19 protein-coding genes are annotated in these 20,623 nt (G+C 41.2%); 3 read left to right on the top strand and 16 right to left on the bottom strand.

Going from position 1 to position 20,623, the window contains the following annotated elements; genetic code table 11:
• Positions 1-20: 20 nt before the first annotated feature.
• A complete protein-coding gene (locus PARC_RS03335) occupies positions 21-896 on the bottom strand; it encodes a TolB-like translocation protein (protein WP_010554305.1) in 876 nt (291 codons plus the stop codon).
• 157 nt (positions 897-1,053) lie between these two features.
• Between PARC_RS03335 and PARC_RS03330 the strand changes: the two genes are divergently transcribed.
• The 3 genes from PARC_RS03330 to yjjG all read left to right on the top strand — a co-directional run bounded on the left by PARC_RS03330 (position 1,054) and on the right by yjjG (position 3,253).
• Positions 1,054-1,953, top strand: a complete 900-nt coding sequence (locus PARC_RS03330; protein ID WP_010554304.1) for a phosphoribulokinase — start codon at positions 1,054-1,056, stop codon at positions 1,951-1,953.
• Between the two features lie 66 nt (positions 1,954-2,019).
• Positions 2,020-2,565: an inosine/xanthosine triphosphatase gene (yjjX, locus tag PARC_RS03325; protein ID WP_010554303.1), complete on the top strand. Its 546-nt coding sequence runs from the start codon at positions 2,020-2,022 to the stop codon at positions 2,563-2,565.
• A 13-nt stretch (positions 2,566-2,578) separates the two neighbouring features.
• Positions 2,579-3,253 (top strand): pyrimidine 5'-nucleotidase, encoded by a 675-nt coding sequence (yjjG, locus tag PARC_RS03320; protein ID WP_010554302.1) that lies wholly within the window; start codon positions 2,579-2,581, stop codon positions 3,251-3,253.
• 92 nt (positions 3,254-3,345) lie between these two features.
• Here yjjG and lpxC read toward each other — a convergent pair whose 3' ends face one another.
• From lpxC to rsmH, 15 genes are all read right to left on the bottom strand, one after another.
• A complete protein-coding gene (gene lpxC / locus PARC_RS03315) occupies positions 3,346-4,257 on the bottom strand; it encodes a UDP-3-O-acyl-N-acetylglucosamine deacetylase (RefSeq protein ID WP_010554301.1) in 912 nt (303 codons plus the stop codon).
• Between the two features lie 106 nt (positions 4,258-4,363).
• Entirely contained in the window at positions 4,364-5,608 is a 1,245-nt protein-coding gene (ftsZ, locus tag PARC_RS03310) for a cell division protein FtsZ (RefSeq protein ID WP_010554300.1), read from the bottom strand.
• Between the two features lie 21 nt (positions 5,609-5,629).
• Positions 5,630-6,862 carry a cell division protein FtsA gene (gene ftsA, locus PARC_RS03305; RefSeq protein WP_010554299.1) on the bottom strand — a complete coding sequence of 411 codons (1,233 nt, stop codon included), beginning with the start codon at positions 6,860-6,862 and terminating at the stop codon, positions 5,630-5,632.
• Complete coding sequence (locus PARC_RS03300) at positions 6,859-7,638, bottom strand: cell division protein FtsQ/DivIB (protein ID WP_007582934.1); 780 nt, start codon at positions 7,636-7,638, stop codon at positions 6,859-6,861. The genes ftsA and PARC_RS03300 overlap by 4 nt, the downstream gene beginning before the upstream one ends.
• 1 nt (position 7,639) lies before the next feature.
• Positions 7,640-8,560, bottom strand: a complete 921-nt coding sequence (locus PARC_RS03295; protein ID WP_010554298.1) for a D-alanine--D-alanine ligase — start codon at positions 8,558-8,560, stop codon at positions 7,640-7,642.
• Positions 8,557-10,008 (bottom strand): UDP-N-acetylmuramate--L-alanine ligase, encoded by a 1,452-nt coding sequence (murC, locus tag PARC_RS03290; RefSeq protein ID WP_002957994.1) that lies wholly within the window; start codon positions 10,006-10,008, stop codon positions 8,557-8,559. The genes PARC_RS03295 and murC overlap by 4 nt, the downstream gene beginning before the upstream one ends.
• On the bottom strand, positions 10,009-11,085 hold the full coding sequence (gene murG, locus PARC_RS03285) for an undecaprenyldiphospho-muramoylpentapeptide beta-N-acetylglucosaminyltransferase (protein ID WP_010554297.1): 1,077 nt from the start codon (positions 11,083-11,085) through the stop codon (positions 10,009-10,011). It lies immediately after the preceding gene.
• Positions 11,082-12,257, bottom strand: coding sequence for a cell division protein FtsW (gene ftsW, locus PARC_RS03280; RefSeq protein ID WP_007582927.1), 1,176 nt, complete (start codon positions 12,255-12,257; stop codon positions 11,082-11,084). The genes murG and ftsW overlap by 4 nt, the downstream gene beginning before the upstream one ends.
• Positions 12,254-13,588, bottom strand: coding sequence for a UDP-N-acetylmuramoyl-L-alanine--D-glutamate ligase (gene murD, locus PARC_RS03275; RefSeq protein WP_010554296.1), 1,335 nt, complete (start codon positions 13,586-13,588; stop codon positions 12,254-12,256). Before murD ends, ftsW begins: the two co-directional genes overlap by 4 nt.
• A complete protein-coding gene (gene mraY / locus PARC_RS03270; RefSeq protein ID WP_007582922.1) occupies positions 13,589-14,671 on the bottom strand; it encodes a phospho-N-acetylmuramoyl-pentapeptide-transferase in 1,083 nt (360 codons plus the stop codon). It lies immediately after the preceding gene.
• Positions 14,671-16,053, bottom strand: coding sequence for a UDP-N-acetylmuramoyl-tripeptide--D-alanyl-D-alanine ligase (locus PARC_RS03265; protein ID WP_010554295.1), 1,383 nt, complete (start codon positions 16,051-16,053; stop codon positions 14,671-14,673). Before PARC_RS03265 ends, mraY begins: the two co-directional genes overlap by 1 nt.
• Positions 16,050-17,528, bottom strand: coding sequence for a UDP-N-acetylmuramoyl-L-alanyl-D-glutamate--2,6-diaminopimelate ligase (murE, locus tag PARC_RS03260; protein WP_010554294.1), 1,479 nt, complete (start codon positions 17,526-17,528; stop codon positions 16,050-16,052). Before murE ends, PARC_RS03265 begins: the two co-directional genes overlap by 4 nt.
• The gene (locus tag PARC_RS03255; RefSeq protein WP_010554293.1) at positions 17,521-19,338 is read right to left on the bottom strand and encodes a peptidoglycan glycosyltransferase FtsI; all 1,818 of its coding nucleotides are present in this window, start codon (positions 19,336-19,338) and stop codon (positions 17,521-17,523) included. The genes murE and PARC_RS03255 overlap by 8 nt, the downstream gene beginning before the upstream one ends.
• A complete protein-coding gene (gene ftsL / locus PARC_RS03250) occupies positions 19,335-19,661 on the bottom strand; it encodes a cell division protein FtsL (RefSeq protein WP_007582915.1) in 327 nt (108 codons plus the stop codon). The genes PARC_RS03255 and ftsL overlap by 4 nt, the downstream gene beginning before the upstream one ends.
• Positions 19,658-20,596, bottom strand: a complete 939-nt coding sequence (gene rsmH, locus PARC_RS03245) for a 16S rRNA (cytosine(1402)-N(4))-methyltransferase RsmH (protein WP_008167099.1) — start codon at positions 20,594-20,596, stop codon at positions 19,658-19,660. The genes ftsL and rsmH overlap by 4 nt, the downstream gene beginning before the upstream one ends.
• Positions 20,597-20,623 lie beyond the last annotated feature (27 nt).

Here is a 20,623-nt window from a genome sequence, read left to right as displayed (position 1 = left end):
TCTGAATTTATTTGTCTGCTTTACTGCGTTATATCACATGCAAAAGCGAGTTTTTCATTGTTGTAACTCATTCTTGTTATATTTGTTTCGCAGTAGGTGCTTAAATTAAGCCATTGCGATACTTCATCACTTCCATCAAGTTTACGCTGATAAACGCGGTTTTTAATAGCATAAGCGATAGTTGCATCATCTTTCAAAATAAAATCTTGAACTTGAGCAGGTAACCTTAGTAGGTCTTCAACCTGTTTATCTTGTGGATTAAAACTCGCTAAAATATGTTGCTCGTTTTTAGTGTAACTAAATAAAAATGCAGCCGTAGAGTTGTTATAAATAAGCGTTCGGCCAATATTGCTGGCAGCTATTTTCCCCTTCGCCTGTGCAACAGAAGTATATTGAAGAGTATGAGGCTTTCCTAAAATAAACATCACTAAATCATTTTGAACGCCCCAAGCATGGTACCCAACAGGTTCAATCCAATCAAAAATACGACTTGGCGCATCTTCGCTTTTGAGTGGGTATTGCCACAGTTTTTGCTTACCATCTACCTCTACAACAATCGCTGATACTGCATCACCACTTGGCATAACCGTTGGTGAATATTCGCTTACGGGAGAGTTACTGATATTAATAACTTTTTTTGATGTTAAATCATAATAAGCAATATCGGTTTGGCTTTGCTCATCTGCAATCACCTCATGAGTAAAGTATAAACCTGTACTTGTTAAGTGCGGTTGGTTGTTATAACTGTTTTTATCACTCACTATACTAACTTGTACCCCGAAAGGTGTATTTAAATCAGCAAGTAATACTTGACTTTTTGGCATGCTAGCCTGCGCCATAATTGGGCTAAGCGCTGCTATAGAAAATACCCCAAGTAATGGTTTAATAAGTTTCATGCTTTCTCTCGTTTTAATTTTAAGCACCTCATGATAACGTTATTTGCTGATGACGTCACTTGAGCTAAATCAGTCAACTCTTAAGATACCCAAACGGCTTAAAATAATGTTAAGTTTAGTCTGGTTATAAAACCTGGTCCTAAAAAAGAGAATTAACATGTCAGCTAAAAATCCTATTATTGCGATTACGGGTTCATCTGGTGCGGGTACAACCACCACAACCAATGCAATTAAACATATTTTCCGTAGCCTTAATATTCAAGCGGCTTTTGTCGAAGGAGATAGCTTTCATCGTTACACTCGCCCCGAAATGGATAAAAAAGTACGAGAAGCACAACAAGAAGGTAAACATATTAGTTACTTTGGTCGAGAGGCCAATGACTTTGGCGCTTTAAAAACGTTGTTTGGAAACTATAGTGAAACAGGCCAAGGTAAGTTACGCCGATACTTACACACCTTTGATGAAGCCGTCCCATACAATCAATTACCGGGTACATTTACTCCTTGGCAAGACCTTGATAGTAATACTGATATTTTGTTTTATGAAGGGTTACACGGTGGTGTAGTTGATCAAGATGTAGACGTAGCAAAGCATGTCGATTTATTAATAGGCATGGTTCCAATTATTAACCTTGAGTGGATTCAAAAATTAATACGCGACACATCCGAACGAGGCCATTCTCGCGAAGCGGTTATGGGCTCTATTGTGCGCAGTATGGATGACTATATAAATCATATTACCCCGCAGTTTTCTCGTACCCATATTAATTTTCAGCGCGTGCCTACTGTTGATACCTCAAATCCATTTAGCGCCAAAGATATTCCATCACTCGATGAAAGCTTTGTAGTTATTCGCTTTAGAGGAATTGATGATGTTGATTTTCCTTATTATTTACGGATGATCGAAGGCAGTTTTATGTCTCGTATAAATACACTTGTAGTACCGGGGGGTAAAATGGGCTTAGCTATGGAACTTGTGCTTACCCCATTAATTAAAGATATTATTTTGAAAAAGCGTGCACTGGAAAACCTAGCACCACTCGATTTACCTATTTGATTACCGACTCTTTTTTGTTAAAGCTAACTCACGTACACTGCTGATTTTGCTCAAGGTGAGATCAGCATGTCACAACAATTAAAAATTATTGTCGGTTCTAAAAATCCTGTAAAAATAAATGCCGCTAAACATATTTTTACTATGTATTTTCCAGAATGTATCATTGACTGTGAAGGTGTGAATGCTCCCTCAGGCGTGCCCGATCAGCCTATTGGCGAAGACGAAACACGTATTGGCGCGCAAAACCGTGTTAATTATTGCAAAAAGCACCACCAAGCTCACTATTACGTTGCAATGGAAGGCGGTGCAGAGCAATTTAGCTATGGTGCAGCAACCTTTGCTTACGTTGTTATTGATAATGCCTTAAATCAAGTTGTAGGGCGTAACAGCAACCTTCCTCTACCCCAAGTACTTTATAATGCATTACTTAAAGGTGAAGAACTTGGCGATGTAATGGACAAAGCATTTAATACCACCAACGTTAAACAAAAAGGGGGCGCTATTGGGTTACTTACCAACAATCATGCCACGCGCGAAAGTACCTATACACAAGCACTCACTTTAGCTATGGCGCCTTTTTTACACCCTGAGCTATACGGCCAAACAAATTAATTTAGGAAGTTTAATGAAGTACAACTATGTATTGTTTGATGCAGACGAAACCTTATTTAGGTTTGATATTTTAGCGGGCATGACTCGCATGTTTAAAGCTTACAATGTAGATTTTAGCCAAGACGATTATATTCATTATCAAAAAACCAATAAGCAGCTGTGGGTTGATTATCAAAATGGCACTATTAGCGCGGATTACTTACAAGTAACACGCTTTAATGAGTGGGCTTCAAAACTTAATGTGCCAGCAAAAGAACTAAACGATGCTTTTTTAGATTCTATGGCGCAAATTTGCGAGCCATTACCTGGTGCTATTGAGCTTTTAAATAAACTTAAGCCAAATGCTAGATTAGGTATTATTACTAACGGATTTGCCCGCTTACAAACCGTACGCCTTGAGCATACTGGTTTAAAAGATATGTTTGAATGGTTAGTTATATCTGAACTTGTAGGTATAGCAAAACCGAATAAAGCAATTTTCGAGCACACATTTGAGCTAATGGGTAACCCAGATAAAAGCGAGATACTTATGGTGGGTGATACTGCTGCAAGTGACATACTTGGCGGCAACAATGCAGGTATTGATACTTGCTGGTTACAACACCCTGGTGAACAATTAGCCGACGGAATAAAGCCAACCTATACCGTAGCTAGTTTAAATCAGTTACAAGCTCTTTTGGAGTTATAATAAAGTATAGAGCTATTAAATTTCACGCAAAAAAATGACGCTAAATAGCGTCATTTTTTATAACTGTTTTTCGAGCTGCTCTTTTACTGCTTTTAGGCTGGAGCTAACTCAAGACCGGGTGCAGGCATCGTCACAGGCGTTTCAAATGTTGCCCACTCCCATGCTGACTCTGTAGCCATAATTTTACGAAGTAATTTATTATTTAAATCATGACCCGATTTAAATGCAGTTACTTTACCTAAAAGGTTATGGCCTGTCATAAACATGTCACCAACACAGTCTAATATCTTGTGCTTAACAAACTCGTCGCTATAACGTAAACCGTTAGGATTTAGAACTTTGAACTCATCAAGTACCACAGCACTATCCATGCTACCACCTAGCGCTAGGTTGTTTGCATGCATGTATTCAATATCTTTCATAAATCCAAAAGTACGCGCACGGCTAATTTCTTCAATAAAGCTTTGCGTTGTTATGTCCAACCCAATACGTTGGCGACTTTCATTGATAGCTGGGTGGTTAAATTCAATCTCAAAGTCGATATGAAAACCATCATATGGTTCAACTTCAGCCCACTTACCATCTTCTTCAATGCGTACTTTTTCTTTAATACGGATAAAGCGTTTAGCAACGTTTTGCTCTTCAATTCCGCCTTTTTGTAACAGATATATGAATGGTAATGCACTACCATCCATAATAGGCACTTCTGAGCTATCTAATTCTACAATTAGATTATCAATTCCCATTGCTGCAACGGCTGCAATAAGATGCTCAGTAGTCGATAAGCGAACACCATCTTTGTTAATTAAACAGGTACACAGCTGTGTATCACCAACGGCTTCAGGTGTTGTTTCAAAATCAACAACCGGATCAAGGTCGACACGACGAAATACAATCCCAGTATTTGCGCTCGCAGGTCGGAGAGTTATTGTGACCTTCTCACCTTTATGAAGTCCAATTCCTATGGCTTTGACTACTTCTGCAATCGTACGCTGTTTAATCATAGGTATGCTCACTTTTAAATCAGTTACAGTTATATGGCGGAGTTTAACATAAATCCTTTTGCCTTTCAATATTTGTACGTATTTCAAACAAAAGTATTATTAAATGTTAATCTGCCTGCTTACGTAAAAAAGCGGGGATATCAAAATAATCACCACCTTCTGATTTATCCGCTTTTTTACTGTTTTGCGCTGAAGAACTTGAACTGCTTGAACTAGTTGAAGGCGCTTTTTCTTTGCTTTCAGCTTGTGCTTTTGCTGTATTTTCTTCAGTGTTTGTATCTTGGCTTGCAAAGCTTGGTACGTACATACTGCTCGTTTGGTTTGATGTGCTTGCAACATCAGAACCTGATGCTTTTTTAAAGCCGTTATCAACAATACCAAACTGTGGACGACGATCACCGCCTAAGCCAGTTGCAACAACCGTTACACGTAGCTCATCAGTCATTTCTGGGTCGATTACCGCACCAACAACAACCGTTGCGTTTTCTGACGCAAGTGCTTTAACGTGATTACCAACAATTTCAAATTCTTCAATCGCAATGTCCATACCTGCGGTGATATTAACTAAGATACCTTTAGCACCTGTTAAATCAACGTCTTCTAGTAGTGGGCTTGAGATAGCCGCTTCTGCTGCTTCTTGTGCACGATCAGGACCTGACGCAGACGCCGTTCCCATCATTGCAGTACCCATTGCAGACATTACAGTTCTAACATCGGCGAAATCCACGTTAATTAAACCAGAACGTGTAATTAGCTCTGCTATACCTTGTACCGCACCAAATAATACGTCATTAGCTTTAGCGAAGGCATCTAGAAGTGTAGTCCCTTTTCCTAAAACTTTAAGCAATTTATTGTTAGGAATTGTAATAAGTGAATCTACAATTTCTGACAATTCATTAATGCCTTGTTCAGCGGCTGCTGCACGTTTTTTACCTTCAAAATCAAAAGGACGTGTTACAACTGCAACGGTTAAAATACCGAGCTCTTTAGCAATTTTAGCAACTACAGGTGCTGCACCAGTACCTGTACCACCGCCCATACCGGCTGCAATAAATACCATATCGGCGCCTTCAAGGCTGGCACGAATTGTATCTGCATCTTCTTCAGCCGACTTACGGCCTACTTCAGGGTTTGCGCCCGCACCCAACCCAGAGGTTATTTGCGTGCCTAGTTGAACTGTAATATCGGCAGCAGAGTTACGTAATGCTTGCGCATCCGTATTAGCGGCTATAAAACGCACGCCTTCTATTTGTTGTTTTACCATGTGCTCAACAGCGTTACCGCCACCACCGCCCACACCGATTACTTTTATTACAGCTTCTTCGCTGTGTTGTTCCATTATATCAAACATGTTTACTCTCCGACTTGAGTCTTAAAACTCGCCTTGGAACCATTTAGTAATGCGGTTCCACCAATTATTGTTATCCTCTGCTTTCGACTTTTGTGCATTCATCGATTGCATGGTACGCCCGTATTGTAACAAACCAACAGCGGTTGCGTACGAAGGATCATCTACATAGTCTGTCAAACCAACCATCCCGATTGGTTTGCCTATTCTTACTGGCATTTGGAAGATGTCTTCTGCCACTTCCATCGCGCCAGTCATTTTAGCAGTTCCGCCTGTAATAACGAGACCTGCCGCAATTTGGTCTTCTAGGCCTGAACGACGAATTTCTTCCATCGCAAGCTCAAATAATTCTCTAAAACGAGGCTCTACCACCTCAGATAATGTATGGCGCGACATTAACCTTGCTGGTCGTCCGCCTACACTTGGTACTTCAATTGTGTCTTCGCTACTTGCCATTTGGCTACTGGCACATGCGTATTGTACTTTGAGTGACTCGGCATGTGATATAGGTGTGCGAAATATTTTTGCAATATCACCAGTAACTTGGTTACCCGCCACTGGAATAACCGCAGAGTGACGAAGTGCGCCATTAATATAAATGGTGATATCCATAGTACCCCCCCCTATATCAAGTACTGCAACACCAAGCTCTTTTTCATCTGGCGTAAGCACTGAATAACATGATGCTAAAGCAGTAAAGATAAGTTGATCAACTTCAAGACCACAGCGCTCTACGCATTTCTCGATATTTTTTGCCATATCGTTTGAGCACGTAATAATGTGTGCACGCGCTTCCATACGAACACCACTCATACCCAGTGGGTTTTTAATGCCCTCTTGCATGTCGATACTGTATTCTTGCGGCAATGCATGCAGCATTTTACGCTCTGCCGAAATAGGCACAGAGCGCGCAATATGAATTACATTTTCAATGTCTTCGTCAGTGACTTCGGTGTTGTTTATAGCAACAACACCGCTTTCGTTCTGACACTGTATATGTTTACCAGAAATCCCCAAGTACACTGAGCTAATTCGACAATCGGCCATTAATTCGGCTTCGTCAATCGCACGGCGAATAGACTCAGACACTAAGTTTAAATCGTTAACGCCGCCTTTATCCATACCATGAGATACTTGGCTGCCCACACCAACAATGCTGAGCTTGTTATCTGCGGTGATTTCACCTACCGTGGCAACCACTTTCGAGGTGCCAACGTCTAACCCTATTACTAGGTTTCTTTCTGCTGACTTAGTCATGCCTTACTCTTATTTTGTAATTGTTCTTCTTGCACTGGCTTAAAGCTGACTGCAAGGCCGGTATCATACCGTAAATCTATTGTATCTACTTGTGCATCTGCACGTTGTTCCATTCGTGGATAAACGTCTATAAAACGTTGTACACGCTTGGCTTTATCTTTACGTCCTAAATTTAAACGTATTCCGTTATCTAACCATAGTTGCCACGAAAAGCGCTCCGACAATGCCAAACTTGTTAACGTTAAGCCGTTAACTTTTAGCATTTCATCAAATTGCTTAAAAGCAATCCACGCTTCTTCTTCGCTGCCTTCTGGGCCGTATAACTGCGGTAAGTCATCATCTAACTTATCGCTGCTGGCTTGAAATGCTTGACCACTTTGGTTGAGCAATAAGTCGCTATTCCAATGTGCTACTACTTCATGTTCAACAACATATACTTGTATAGTATCAGGCCATTGTTTACGCACCGAAGCGGTAGCAACCCAGGGTAAGTCTTGAACTAGCTGCTGCACATGCTTAACATCAAGTTCAAAAAAACTACTTAAATCGGCTTTTTTAATCGCTTTTATAATTGCCGTTTCATCTGTGTATTTAGGCTGCCCTTGCACTGTAAGGTGCTTAATTTGAGCATCTTTGTTTTCAACTAACCAATCCGATACACCTGTTGTAATTTGCACTAAGCCAATTACAACTATCAGAAAAAAGCTCACACCAAAAATCAGAGACCAATTAAGTTTCAGTTTGATTTCCTGAGCTTTTTCTAAAAGGGGATGCATATTAAAGCGTTTGCTCTAAAATGCGAACAACTAATTGTTCAAAAGTTGCCCCATTCGCTTTTGCCGCCATTGGCACTAACGACTTTTCAGTCATGCCTGGTACTGTATTTACTTCAAGCAGGTAAAAGTTACCTTGCTCGTCTTGCATCGCATCAACACGGCCCCAACCACTTGCGCCCACTAAATCAAATGCATCTAGCGATATAGCTTGTAAGTACTTAGTATCTTGCTCTGATAAATCTGCAGGGCAATGATACTGCGTTGTATTTGATTGATACTTAGCTTGGTAATCGTAAAAACCATTTGGCGTAGTCATTTCAATGACTGGTTGTACTTCATCGCCAAGCACTGTAACTGTGAATTCACGTCCCGTGATCCACTGCTCTACAAGCACTTGATTATCAAACTTAAATGCATTAGCTAGTGCGTCTTCAAGTTCTTGTGCTGTACTTGCTTGCGCCATACCTATGCTTGAGCCTTCGTGCGATGGCTTAACCATTACCTTTTTAAACTCACCCATAATAGCTGCAGCATCAAAGCCTTTTTTGGCATCAACTACGGCATAAGGTGCGGTGCTTAATCCCGCTGATTTAAATAAGTGCTTACAACGTACTTTATCCATAGCAAGTGCTGAACCCAGTACATTACTGCCCGTGTAAGGCAGGTTCATAAATTCAAGCGCACCTTGTACAGTTCCGTCTTCGCCACCGCGACCATGCAAAGCAATAAAAACGCGCTCTACATTTAATTCTTTTAACTCCCACAAAGAACGACTTTGCGGGTCAAATGCAATTGCATCAATGCCACTATTTTGCAGCGCATTTAAAACAGCCTGACCCGATCGTAAAGACACTTCACGTTCTGCTGAGTTACCACCTAGCAGTACCGCTACTTTACCAAATTGTGTGTTTACCTGAGTCATACTTCACCTTGCTTAAGTTTTTCTATCGACATACCCGTCGCAGCTAATGTTTTAACTAACTGACCTATATTACCAGCGCCTTGGGTTAATACTAAATCATTATTTTGTAAATTTGCGGCCAAAACGCCTGCAAGCTCTGCATTTGTTGCTACATGCAGCGGCTCTTTGCCACGTTGACGAAGGCTACGGCATAAGCTTTTGCTGTCTGCGCCAACAATAGGATCTTCACCAGCGCTATACACATCAAGCAGTAGCAACTGATCTACATCAGCAAGTACTTTTACAAAATCTTCGTATAAGTCGCGTGTACGGGAAAATCTATGAGGTTGATATACCATTACTAAACGCTTATCAGGCCAACCTTCACGTACTGCTGCAATTGTTGCTGCAACTTCTGAAGGATGATGCCCGTAATCATCAACTAACATCACATTGCCACGCTCGTTTTCAAATTCACCATAGTGTTGAAAACGACGACCAATACCTTCAAACTTCTGCAGCGCTTCTAAAATTGCATGATTCGCAATATTTTGATCTTTTGCCACAGCAATCGCAGCGGTTGCATTAAGTGCGTTGTGTCTACCTGGCATATTCAACGTGGCAGTTAAACACTCACCTTGCTTGTTAGTTACTGTAAATGTGCATGTATTAGCTGATTGGCTAAAGTCGCTCATGCGGTAATCAGCATCCTTCGATTCGCCATACGTGATAACTGGGCGACCAAAACGCGGGATAAGTTCAGCAGCAACTTCAGAATCAATACATACAACAGCTAAACCATAAAACGGCAAGTTATGGATGAAATCTACGTACGTGTCTTTCATTTTTTCAAGACTGCCGCCATAAGTATCCATGTGATCTTCTTCAATATTTGTGATCACCGATACCATTGGCTGTAAGTGTAAAAACGACGCGTCGCTTTCATCAGCTTCTGCAATTAAAAAATCACTTTTGCCTACTTTTGCGTTACTACCTGCGCTATTTAACAAGCCACCAATAATAAAGGTTGGATCAAGCCCTGCTTGTCCATAAATACTCGCAATTAAGCTTGTTGTCGTTGTTTTACCATGCGTACCCGCAATTGCTATACCGTGGCGAAAACGCATTAATTCAGCCAACATTTCTGCGCGGCGAACAACAGGAACTCTTGCGGCTTTGGCTGCAATAATTTCAGGGTTTGTTTCATCAATCGCACTTGAAACAACGACTACATTGGCATCTTTCACGTTATTTTCATGATGGCCTATAAATACTTCTGCACCGGCTTTAATTAAACGATCTGTCATAGCGCTGTGGGCAATGTCAGAACCTGTAATACGGTAGCCTTCAAAAGCGAGTACTTCAGCAATACCGCCCATACCTGCTCCACCAATACCAATAAAGTGAATGGTTTCTATTCGGCGCATTGCAGGGCGTGTGTGTTTTTCTTGTACTGACGTTTCTTTCACTTATTTTCTCTTATTTGTTACTTGCTCACAGTGCGTTGCTACGCTTGCTGTGGCATCTAAAATGGCTTGTTTTTTTGCATTTGTAGCCATTTCAGTAATTAATGAAGGTTGGGCTAAATACGGGCTTAATAGTTCAACAATTGATTGTTTATTAAACTGCCCTTGTGGCATTAATAATGCACCATTAGCCATCACTAAATATTGTGCGTTCGCTGTTTGATGGTCATCCACGGCATGTGGAAACGGAACAAAAACGGCCATTTTACCTGCCGCTGCAATTTCGCTAACAGTTAATGCACCAGCACGGCAAACAACAATGTCGGCCCAGCTATACGCTGCGTCCATATCATCAATAAATTCAGCTATTTTTGCATTACTGCCTGTAAAAGCATGCATTTTATAAGCGGCTTCTACGGTAGTTAAATGACCCTTACCTGTTTGATGCCATACACTTATTGGAGCTGTATTATTTAGTACTTTAAATGCTTCTGGTAATGTTTGATTAAGCACTTGTGCACCAAGCGAGCCGCCCACTACTAAAATATTAATAGGGCTTGATACATCGCGTTTGGCTATATTCATAACGCTTTGGCGAACTGGGTTACCTACTAGCTCGGCTTGACCCTGTGCAAAAGCACTTGGAAATGCAGCTAATACTCGTGTAGCCACCTTAGCTAGCAGTTTATTGCTCATACCCGCTACAGCGTTTTGCTCGTGAATAACCAACGGAATACCTAAACTTTTTGCGGCAATTCCCGTTGGACCCGTAACATAACCGCCCATTGCAAGTACTACATCAGGCCGCTGTTCTTTCAATACCTTACGCGCCTGCAATACTGCATTAATTACCATGAATGGGGCTTTAATAAGACGCTTTAATCCGTTACCACGAACACCTTTAACGTTAATAAAATCAATATCTATATTGTGCTTAGGTACAACGCTCGCTTCCATTCGATCTGGTGTGCCGATCCAGCTAACTTGCCAGCCCTGCTGTTTTAAATAATCGGCTACTGCAATACCGGGAAAAATGTGTCCGCCAGTTCCACCAGCCACTACTACTAATTTTTTACTCATCGCTTACCTCCGCGTGAGGTGGCTTGTTTGGTTGCCATTTTGGTTTCAAAATCTACGCGTAATAAAATACCCGTGGCAATCGTCATAATTAATAAGCTTGAGCCGCCATAAGAAATAAACGGCAGGGTTAAACCCTTCGTCGGTAAAATACCCGCGCTCGCACCTACATTCACCATGGTTTGAAATGCAAACCAAATACCAATGGCAAATGAAAAGTAGCCTTCGTATTCCTTGCCGCACTTAAGGGCTTGTTGGCCTATTAATAAGGCTCTAAATACTAAAGTAGCTAATACAGTTAAAATACTTACAACGCCTATTAAGCCAAGTTCTTCACCTATAACGGCAAAAATAAAATCGTTATGTGCTTCAGGTAAATATTGTAGCTTTTGTACACTGTTACCTAAGCCTTGGCCAAACCAACCCCCCTGGCTATATGCCATTAGCGATTGCACCAACTGATAACCCTTTCCAAAAGGATCATCCCAAGGGTCTAAAAAGCCAACAACACGTGCCATACGATAGGGTTCAACAATAATAAGTAATACAACCAGACCAACGCCCGTTAAAATAAGTACAAAAAACTGCCATAACTTAGCACCAGCTAAAAACAATAAACCAACCGTTGTTACAAACATAACAACCACTGTGCCTAAATCTGGCTGCAGCAGAATAAGCAGTGCATACACTGCAAATACAGCAATTGGCTTTGCAAAGCCTTTAATATTTTCTTGTACTTCTTCACGTTTTCTTACCAAATAACCCGCAATATAACTAAAAAAGTACAACTTAGCGGCCTCAGCCACCTGAAAACCAACAGGTCCAATAGGTATCCATCGTTTAGCGCCGTTTACTTCGCGCCCAATAATCAATACCGCTATTAATAGCACCATGCCTAGTATTAATAGATAAGGGTTTGATCGTTTCCACCACTCCATTGGCACACAAACGCTTATCCAAAAAAGCACAAACGCCATTGCCAAAAACATGCTGTGGCGAATGGTAATATGGTACGGGTCATCAAATAACCGCTCTGCGGTAGGCATTGATGCGCTGGTCACCATGATAAAACCAACACCAATTAGCATTATTACGCAGTACAATAGCGGTACATCGTATAACTGCGCCGAAGGCTTAGGTGTTAATGCGTCTCTTATATCGGCAAAAGCAATCATAACGCCCCTGCCATTACACACTGAACAAAGTCATCACCGCGTTGCATATAGTTGTTATACATATCAATACTGGCACATGCGGGTGCTAATAAAACAATATTGCCTGTACTACTAAGTACTTTGGCCAAAGTAACGGCTTCTTCCATATTGTTAGTTAAATAACTCTTATTGGTAATCGCAGCTAAGTCACTTGCATCTTTACCAAAACAAATTAATGCTTTTACATGCTGTTCTATGTAAGGTTTAAGCGCATTTAAATCAGCGCCTTTGGCATCGCCACCAGCAATAACAATCAGATTTTCACCGTCACTAGCTAAACTATCTATTGCAGCAATGGTCGCTCCAACATTAGTTGCCTTTGAATCGTTAAAATACTTTACACCGTTAAGCTCAGCTACAAATTGGCAGCGATGAGCCAACCCATTAAATTGACCTAACGCATTTTTATATTGCTCTTTGCTTACTTCAAACGGACTTAAGAGCGCCATTACTGCAAGCGTATTTAAATAATTGTGCTTACCCACTACCGCAAGTGTATCAACAGGTAAAAAGGCATCGCCTTTAACCATAAAGTGAGTTTCGCCATTGTGCTGCGCTAAATGGTAATCACCTTGTTGAGCACCAAAGCTAATTAGAGGAGCCGTACCACGCTCAACAGGATGTGTTTGACTATCGTCTGCATTGACAACAATAAGCTCTGCGAAATTATAAATACTAAGCTTTGAGTCTATATAAGCTTGGTAACTGTCGTAGCGGTCAAGGTGATCTTCAGACACATTTAATACCGTTGCACTTACTGGTTTTAAACTCGTTGTGGTATCTAGCTGAAAACTCGATAACTCAAGCACATACACATCAAAATCATCATTGAGTAAATCAAGTACCGCTGTGCCAATATTCCCACCCAAAGCAACTTTATAGCCGGCTTCTTTTAACACTTCATAAGCGAGCGTAACCACGGTTGATTTACCGTTAGAGCCCGTTACTGCAACAACAGGTTTTGAATTAATACGTGCAAATAACTCAACGTCGCCAATCACTTCAACACCTGCGTTAATTGCATTTGCAACAGCTGGTATTTTTAAGCTAAGCCCAGGGCTTATAATAATCATATCGCTTGAACAAAGCTCTGCGTCATCCAAATTACCGCAGTGGGTATCTAGAGTTGGCGCGTGCTCTTTTAACCAATCAATCCCCGGCGGGGTTACTCGGCTATCAACGACCTTTGGTGTGAGGCCATGAGATAATAGAAAACGCACAATGCCCAGACCGGTTACACCGAGTCCGAGCACTGTTATTTGTTTGTTTTTTATCTCGTTTAAATACTGCATTTATCGAATCTTTAAAGTAGCTAAGCCAGCAAGCACTAGCACAACAGAAATAATCCAAAAGCGCACAATAACGCGAGGCTCTGGCCAACCTTTTAATTCATAATGATGATGAATCGGCGCCATTCTAAAAATGCGTTGTCCGCGTAATTTATACGACCCCACTTGTAATATCACCGATAGTGCTTCCATTACAAATACACCGCCCATAATAATAAGCAGTAACTCTTGGCGTACTAAAACAGCAATAATACCTAATGCGCCACCAAGTGCTAATGAGCCAACATCGCCCATAAATACTTGTGCTGGGTAAGTGTTAAACCATAAAAAGCCAAGCCCTGCGCCCACAATGGCAGTACACACAACCACAAGCTCACTCGCTAGCGGTAAATGTGGAATATGTAAGTAAGCCGAAAAGTTAATATTACCTGTTAAGTAAGCAATAATTGCCAATGCCGAAGCCACTAAAATAATTGGCACAATCGCCAAGCCATCTAAACCATCGGTCAGGTTTACCGCGTTTGATGTACCTACTATGGCAAAATACGTAAGCACGATATAAAACAAACCTAATTGCGGTAACACGTCTTTAAAAAATGGAACAACAAGTGATGTTTCAGATGCTTGTGCACTGGTAAAATACAAAGCAGTAGCTACAACTAATGCAATGACCGACTGCCAAAAGTACTTCCACTTAGCAATTAAGCCTTTTGGATCTTTACGAATAACTTTACGGTAATCATCAACAAAGCCAACAATACCTAAAGAGCCAATTACAAACAGTGTTGCCCATACGTATTTATTTGATAAATCGGCCCAAAGTAGCGTGCTGGTAAAAATGGCCGCTAAAATAAGTAAGCCGCCCATAGTCGGCGTACCCGACTTAGACAAATGCGATTGCGGACCATCGTCTCGAACTGTTTGGCCTATTTGCATACGTTGCAAACCACGAATTAACTTAGGCCCTAAATAAAGAGACATAATTAGCGCAGTTAAAATACCTAAAATGGCACGTAGCGTTAAATACGAAAAAACATGAAAACCACTAAAATACTGTGTTAAATACTCTGCCAGCCAAACTAACATTATGATACTCCATTGATGGCTTGTTGCTGGCCATTAACTAAATCGGTTACTAATAATTCCATGCGAGAACTGCGCGATCCTTTCACTACTATTGTTGTTTTTTTATTCACTTTATTAATGCTTTCTTGAATTTTTTGCTGCATCTGTTCGCGGCTCGAAAAGTGGCGATTAGGGAGTTCAAACACATCGCTTGCGTATTTACTTAACACGCCTAATGTAAATAACTCATCAATTCCTTGCTCAAGTGCATACTCGCCAACTTCTTGATGGTACTTACGTGCATCTTCACCTAGCTCACCCATATCTCCGAGTGCTAAAATGCGATGACCTTGCATATCACTTAACAAGTCAATCGCAGCCTTTACCGACTTAACATTGGCATTATAGGTATCATCAACCACGGTGAGTAAATCAGACACTTCAATTAAATTAACGCGCCCTTTTACATCCCCCATTGTGGCAAGTGCATTGGCTATTTCTTCAAGGGTTACATTAAATTCACTGGTCAGTGCAGCAGCGATAAGTGCATTACTAATATTGTGCTTACCCGGAAGTGCCAAAGTAACAGGGACCTGCTTATCTTTAGTACAAAGTGTAAAGCTTGCGCGAGCGTTGGCATCAAGTGTTATATCTTCTGCCCAAATATCGAGTTTTTCGGTTGTAGAAAAACGTTTAACATTACGCCCTTCAAGCTTATCTAACCAATATTGGCTAAATTCACTATCGCAGTTAACAATTGCAACGCCGTCATCTTTAAGGCCATCAAAAATCTCACCTTTAGCTTTTGCGACGCCCATTAAACTACCAAAACCTTCTAAGTGGGCTGCTGCAACATTACATACAACGGCTACATCTGGTTTTGTCATTGCAGTGGTGTAGGCAATTTCACCTAAGTGATTTGCACCCAGTTCAATAACTGCAAAACGATGTTGAGGCTCTAAGCGCAATAAAGTAAGTGGGACGCCAATATCGTTATTAAAATTACCTTTAGTAGCTAATACATCACCGTGAACCGACAAAATTGCCGCACACATTTCTTTTATGGTGGTTTTGCCTACACTACCTGTGATTGCAATTGTTTTAGGCGCCACTTGGGCCATAACAGCGGTGCCAATTGCACCTAGTGCAATACGTGTATCGCTTACTATAAATTGTGGAATATCTACATCAACTTTGTGCTGAACAATAACGCCAATAGCGCCTTTTTGTTTAGCCTCAGCTATAAATTTATGCCCATCAAAATTTGGCCCTTTCAGTGCTAAAAACACTTCGCCATCGCACACTGTACGAGTATCAGTATTTATATTAAGCACGTGTTGATTATCACCTTGATAATCGGTTGTTAGCACATTAGCTAACCAATCAAAATCCATTGGGATCATTGTGTTATCCCTCTTACTGCTTTTTTTAGTTGTTCTTGTACATACCGGCGATCGCAAAAGTCGATTCGCTTATCGCCTATAATTTGATAATCTTCGTGGCCTTTACCTGCAATCAAAATAACCTCATCAGCTGTAGCGTTTTCTATAGCAAAACGAATTGCAGTTGCTCTATCAGCCTCTAAATGTGCATTTTGAGGATGGGTTAAACCGCCAGCTACATCTGCAATAATGTCATCAGGGTTTTCTGAGCGAGGGTTATCACTGGTAATAATAACTTTATTAGCGTTTTGCTCTGCAGCTTGCGCCATCAATGCACGCTTACCTTTATCTCTGTCGCCACCGCAACCAAATACACAACTTACACCACCTGGCACATGCAGCTGTAATGCTTGTAATGCAAGTGCAAGTGCATCGGGTGTATGTGCGTAATCAACAACACACGTCGGCATGCCTGCTTGGCTAAATGCTTGCATTCGCCCAGCTACTGGCTGTAACTGCGCACAACCTGAAACTAATTGCTCAAGCGGATAACCAAGCCCTAGTAATGTAGCGATCGCGGCCGTTAAGTTATATAAATTAAATTCGCCAAACAGAGGCGATTTAATCGACATATCACCCCAACTAGTCGATAACTGCGCCGAAATACCTTCACTTGAATATTCAACATCAGAAAAATAAACGTACTGAGCATTCTTAGGGGCTAAGTTTTTGCGGCCATAACAGATTAGGTTATTAAAATCATACTTTTCAAGCCATTGCTCAGCTTGAGAATCATCTTGATTAAGCACTACAACTTGCGGCTCAAAATCACGGAAAAGCATTAGTTTCGCATCACCGTAACTTGCCATATCAACATGGTAATCTAAGTGATCGCGCGAAAGATTAGTAAACACAGCCGCTTTAAACGCGCATTTAGCAACACGCTGCTGCACTAATCCATGAGATGACACTTCCATGGCTACCAGCTTTTTATGCTGCGAATTTAAATCGCTCAAAATATGCTGCAAATCAACCGTTGAAGGTGTGGTATTAATCAGTGGAATTAAGTTATCAGGATGACCATAACCCAAAGTGCCAATAATAGCCGAATCAGTACTGCAAAATTGCGCTAAGTGGGCAATCATTGCTGTGGTTGTCGATTTACCGTTTGTACCTGTCACACCAATTAAATCAAGAGCCTGACTTGGCTGGCTATAAAAGCGACTTGCTAATTCTGGAAGCTTTTTATCAAGCTCCGAAACTAAATATAGTGGCTCAAAACTTGTTTCAAATTCACATAATCTGTCAGCAATAATAGCTGTTGCGCCATTTTCAATTGCTTTATTAATAAATTGACCGCCATCAAGTGCATGGCCTTTAATAGCAACAAATACATCACCTGGCGTTACTTCACGGCTATCAAGGCGTAAATGTTTTACCAGTTGCGAGGGCGCATCTATTTCGATGTATTTTAAAATATCCTTTAAATCACGCATCGTTATCTTTACCTTGTACGTACGCAACCTCTTCCTTGTCAGGCGCTACGTTTAATATTCTTAATGCGTTAGAGATGATTTCTGCAAATGCAGGGCCAGCGGTGGCACCTCCATAGTACACATCACCACCTGGTTCATTAATCATAACTACCACGGCTAAACGAGGATTACTTGCCGGCGCTACACCTGCAAAATAACCTACATATTCATCACCATAACCACCTGCTACGGCTTTTTTAGATGTACCTGTTTTACCAGCTGCACGATACCCATCAACTTTTATGTTGCGAGCAGTACCGTCTTTTTCAAATACACTTTCCATCATGTGCACTACGGCTTCTACGTCTTTTTGTTTAAAAATACGTTCGCCTTCAGGTATATTGTCTTGCTTTAAAATAGTCAGTGGTCGATTAACTCCACCAGCGCCTAACATGGTATAAAAGCGCGCCATTTGCGCAGTACTTACCGAAATCGCATAACCAAATGATAAAGTGGCAATTTCAAAGTCAGACCAACGACGATTTGGATAAAACAAACCGCTGCTTTCACCGACCATGCCTGTTCCAGTATCACTACCAAAGCCTACTTTTTGGTATAAACCAACAAGGTAATCTTTAGGCACTAACTGAGTAACCTTCGCAACTCCCATGTTTGAGGAGTACTTTAGTATTTCGCGCAGTGTTAGTTCGCCGTGATTACGGGTATCTCTCACTAAACTACCACCTAAACGCATCCAACCTGGGTAGGTATCAATCGTGTCATCTGCCTGAATGGCGCCGTAGTCTAGCCCAGCCAAAATGGCTAGAGGCTTAACAGTTGAGCCTGGTTCAAACAAATCTGTAATTGCGCGGTTACGACGTTTATGAGGTGCAGCATCGCTTAAGTTGTTTGGATTAAATGAAGGGCTATTTACCATTGCCAGTACTTCACCGGTTTTAACATCAACTACCATAGCTGAGCCCGATGTGGCTTTATAAGTCAGTACAGCTGATTTTACGGCCTTGTACGCAATGGCTTGAATTCGTTGATCAATACTTAGTTCTATACTTTCTGGCTCTACACGTTCACGCTCGTCAAGTACTTCTACCTCACGCCCTTGTGCGTCTTTACGAATGGTACGGCGGCCTTCCTCGCCCGTTAAAGCGTTTTCGTATAGCTTTTCAATGCCTTCAATGCCCTTACCATCGATATTGGTAAAACCAATAACATGCGCGGTAACTTCACCTGCAGGGTAGTAGCGTTTAGATTCATCTAGTAAATGGATACCAGGGAGGCGTAAATCACCAATATAATTTGCTACAGCAGGAGTAACTTGGCGCTTTAAATACACAAAGCGACGCGAAGGATCGTTTAAAAGTCGAGAATTAATCTTTTTAGGATCAATACGCAGCACATCTGCAAGCTCACGCCAGCGTAAATCGTTTTTATAATAAAGTGCAGTACGCTTATCAAGCTCAACAGTGTTTTCAGTTAAAGATAAGTGATCTTCGCCGCTTTTGCGTGCTTGTTTGATTACTTTAGATACAAGCGATTTATGTAATGCTTTAGGATCAGCATATACACTTACCACAGGCACACTTACCGCTAATTCTTTACCATTACGGTCAAAAATCATTCCGCGTTGCACATGCAGTTTTTCAACACGTACCGTACGTTTATCACTTTCTGAACGTGCTTTATCAGGTTCTATCACTTGTAAATAAGCAGCGCGAGATACGAGTGTTACAAACACCATAAACACAACTGTACACACCAGCATAAAGCGCCATGTGATTAAATTAGTGACTGGTTTTTTGCCTCTATTTCTCATTGTACTATTATTACCTGCTCATCTTGACTCGTAGGTCGTTTCATTTTTAATTGTGATATAGCAACTTCTTCAATGCGTGCATGTTGCGAATAAAATTCTTCTTCAACAAGTAAGTAGCGCCACTCTAAATCGAGTTCATCACGTTCTTGTAATAATTGATCTTGCTTTATAAGTTGCCCACGAGCTAAATGTGTTGTTTGCACAACAGCTAAACTAGAAGCGAATATCACAACCAACAAGGCCGAGGTTAGCTTGTTAGCACCTAGGCCTTTTAATATTTCAAAGAATAAATTGGGTTGACGATAGCTCGCTTTTTTACTCATCCCAACCTCTGTGCAATCCTAAGTACAGAACTACGAGAACGTGGATTACGTTCTACTTCAACAGTACTTGGCTTAATAGCCTTACCCACTGCTTTTAACGTCAGGTTTTTATTTATTTGTGCATCAGTTAAAGGCAGACCTCTGGGTAACACTTCTCCCCTACTCTGTTTTCTAATAAACTGTTTTACAATACGATCCTCTAGTGAGTGAAACGAAATCACCACTAAACGTCCGCCTGGCTTTAGCACTTTAACTGCAGACTGTAGCGCTGTTTGAATCTCTTCAAGCTCGCTATTAATATAAATACGAATCGCCTGAAAAGTACGTGTTGCAGGGTGCTTAAACTTATCTTTTACCGGTACTGCTTCATCAACAAGGTCAGCAAGTTGCTTGGTTGTTGTGATTGGCGTGTGCTCACGAACTTCGAGTACTTTGTGTGCAATACGTTTACCAAACTTTTCTTCGCCCAGTTTTTTAATTACGTGGGTAATATCATCTAACTCGGCTTCTGCTAACCACTGTGCAGCACTGCGACCTGTTGTTGGGTCCATGCGCATATCAAGTGGCCCATCTTTCATGAAACTAAAACCACGCGCAGCGTCATCCAGTTGTGGCGACGAGACACCAATGTCTAATAAAATGCCATCCACTTTACCAATGAGATCGTTCTGCTCTGCTACTTCGTATAAATTTGAAAAACGAGTATGTGCAATCGCAAAACGTGGATCATCAGCAAATTTTTCGGCTGATTGTATCGCTTGTGGATCTTGGTCAATTGCTTGCAAGCGACCTTCATCACCAAGGCGTGCTAAAATTTGTCCAGAGTGGCCGCCACGTCCAAACGTACCATCCATGTATATACCGTCTGGCTTAATTGCGAGGGCATCGATGGTTTCGTCCATTAATACGGATACGTGTTCAAATTGCGCTGTCATTAGCTATTATTTGCCTTTTTTTGTGCT

Source organism: Pseudoalteromonas arctica A 37-1-2, from assembly GCF_000238395.3.
Lineage (GTDB): Bacteria > Pseudomonadota > Gammaproteobacteria > Enterobacterales > Alteromonadaceae > Pseudoalteromonas > Pseudoalteromonas arctica.
Note: the sequence above shows the minus strand (reverse complement) of the source record. Positions and strands in the feature narration are given on the sequence as shown.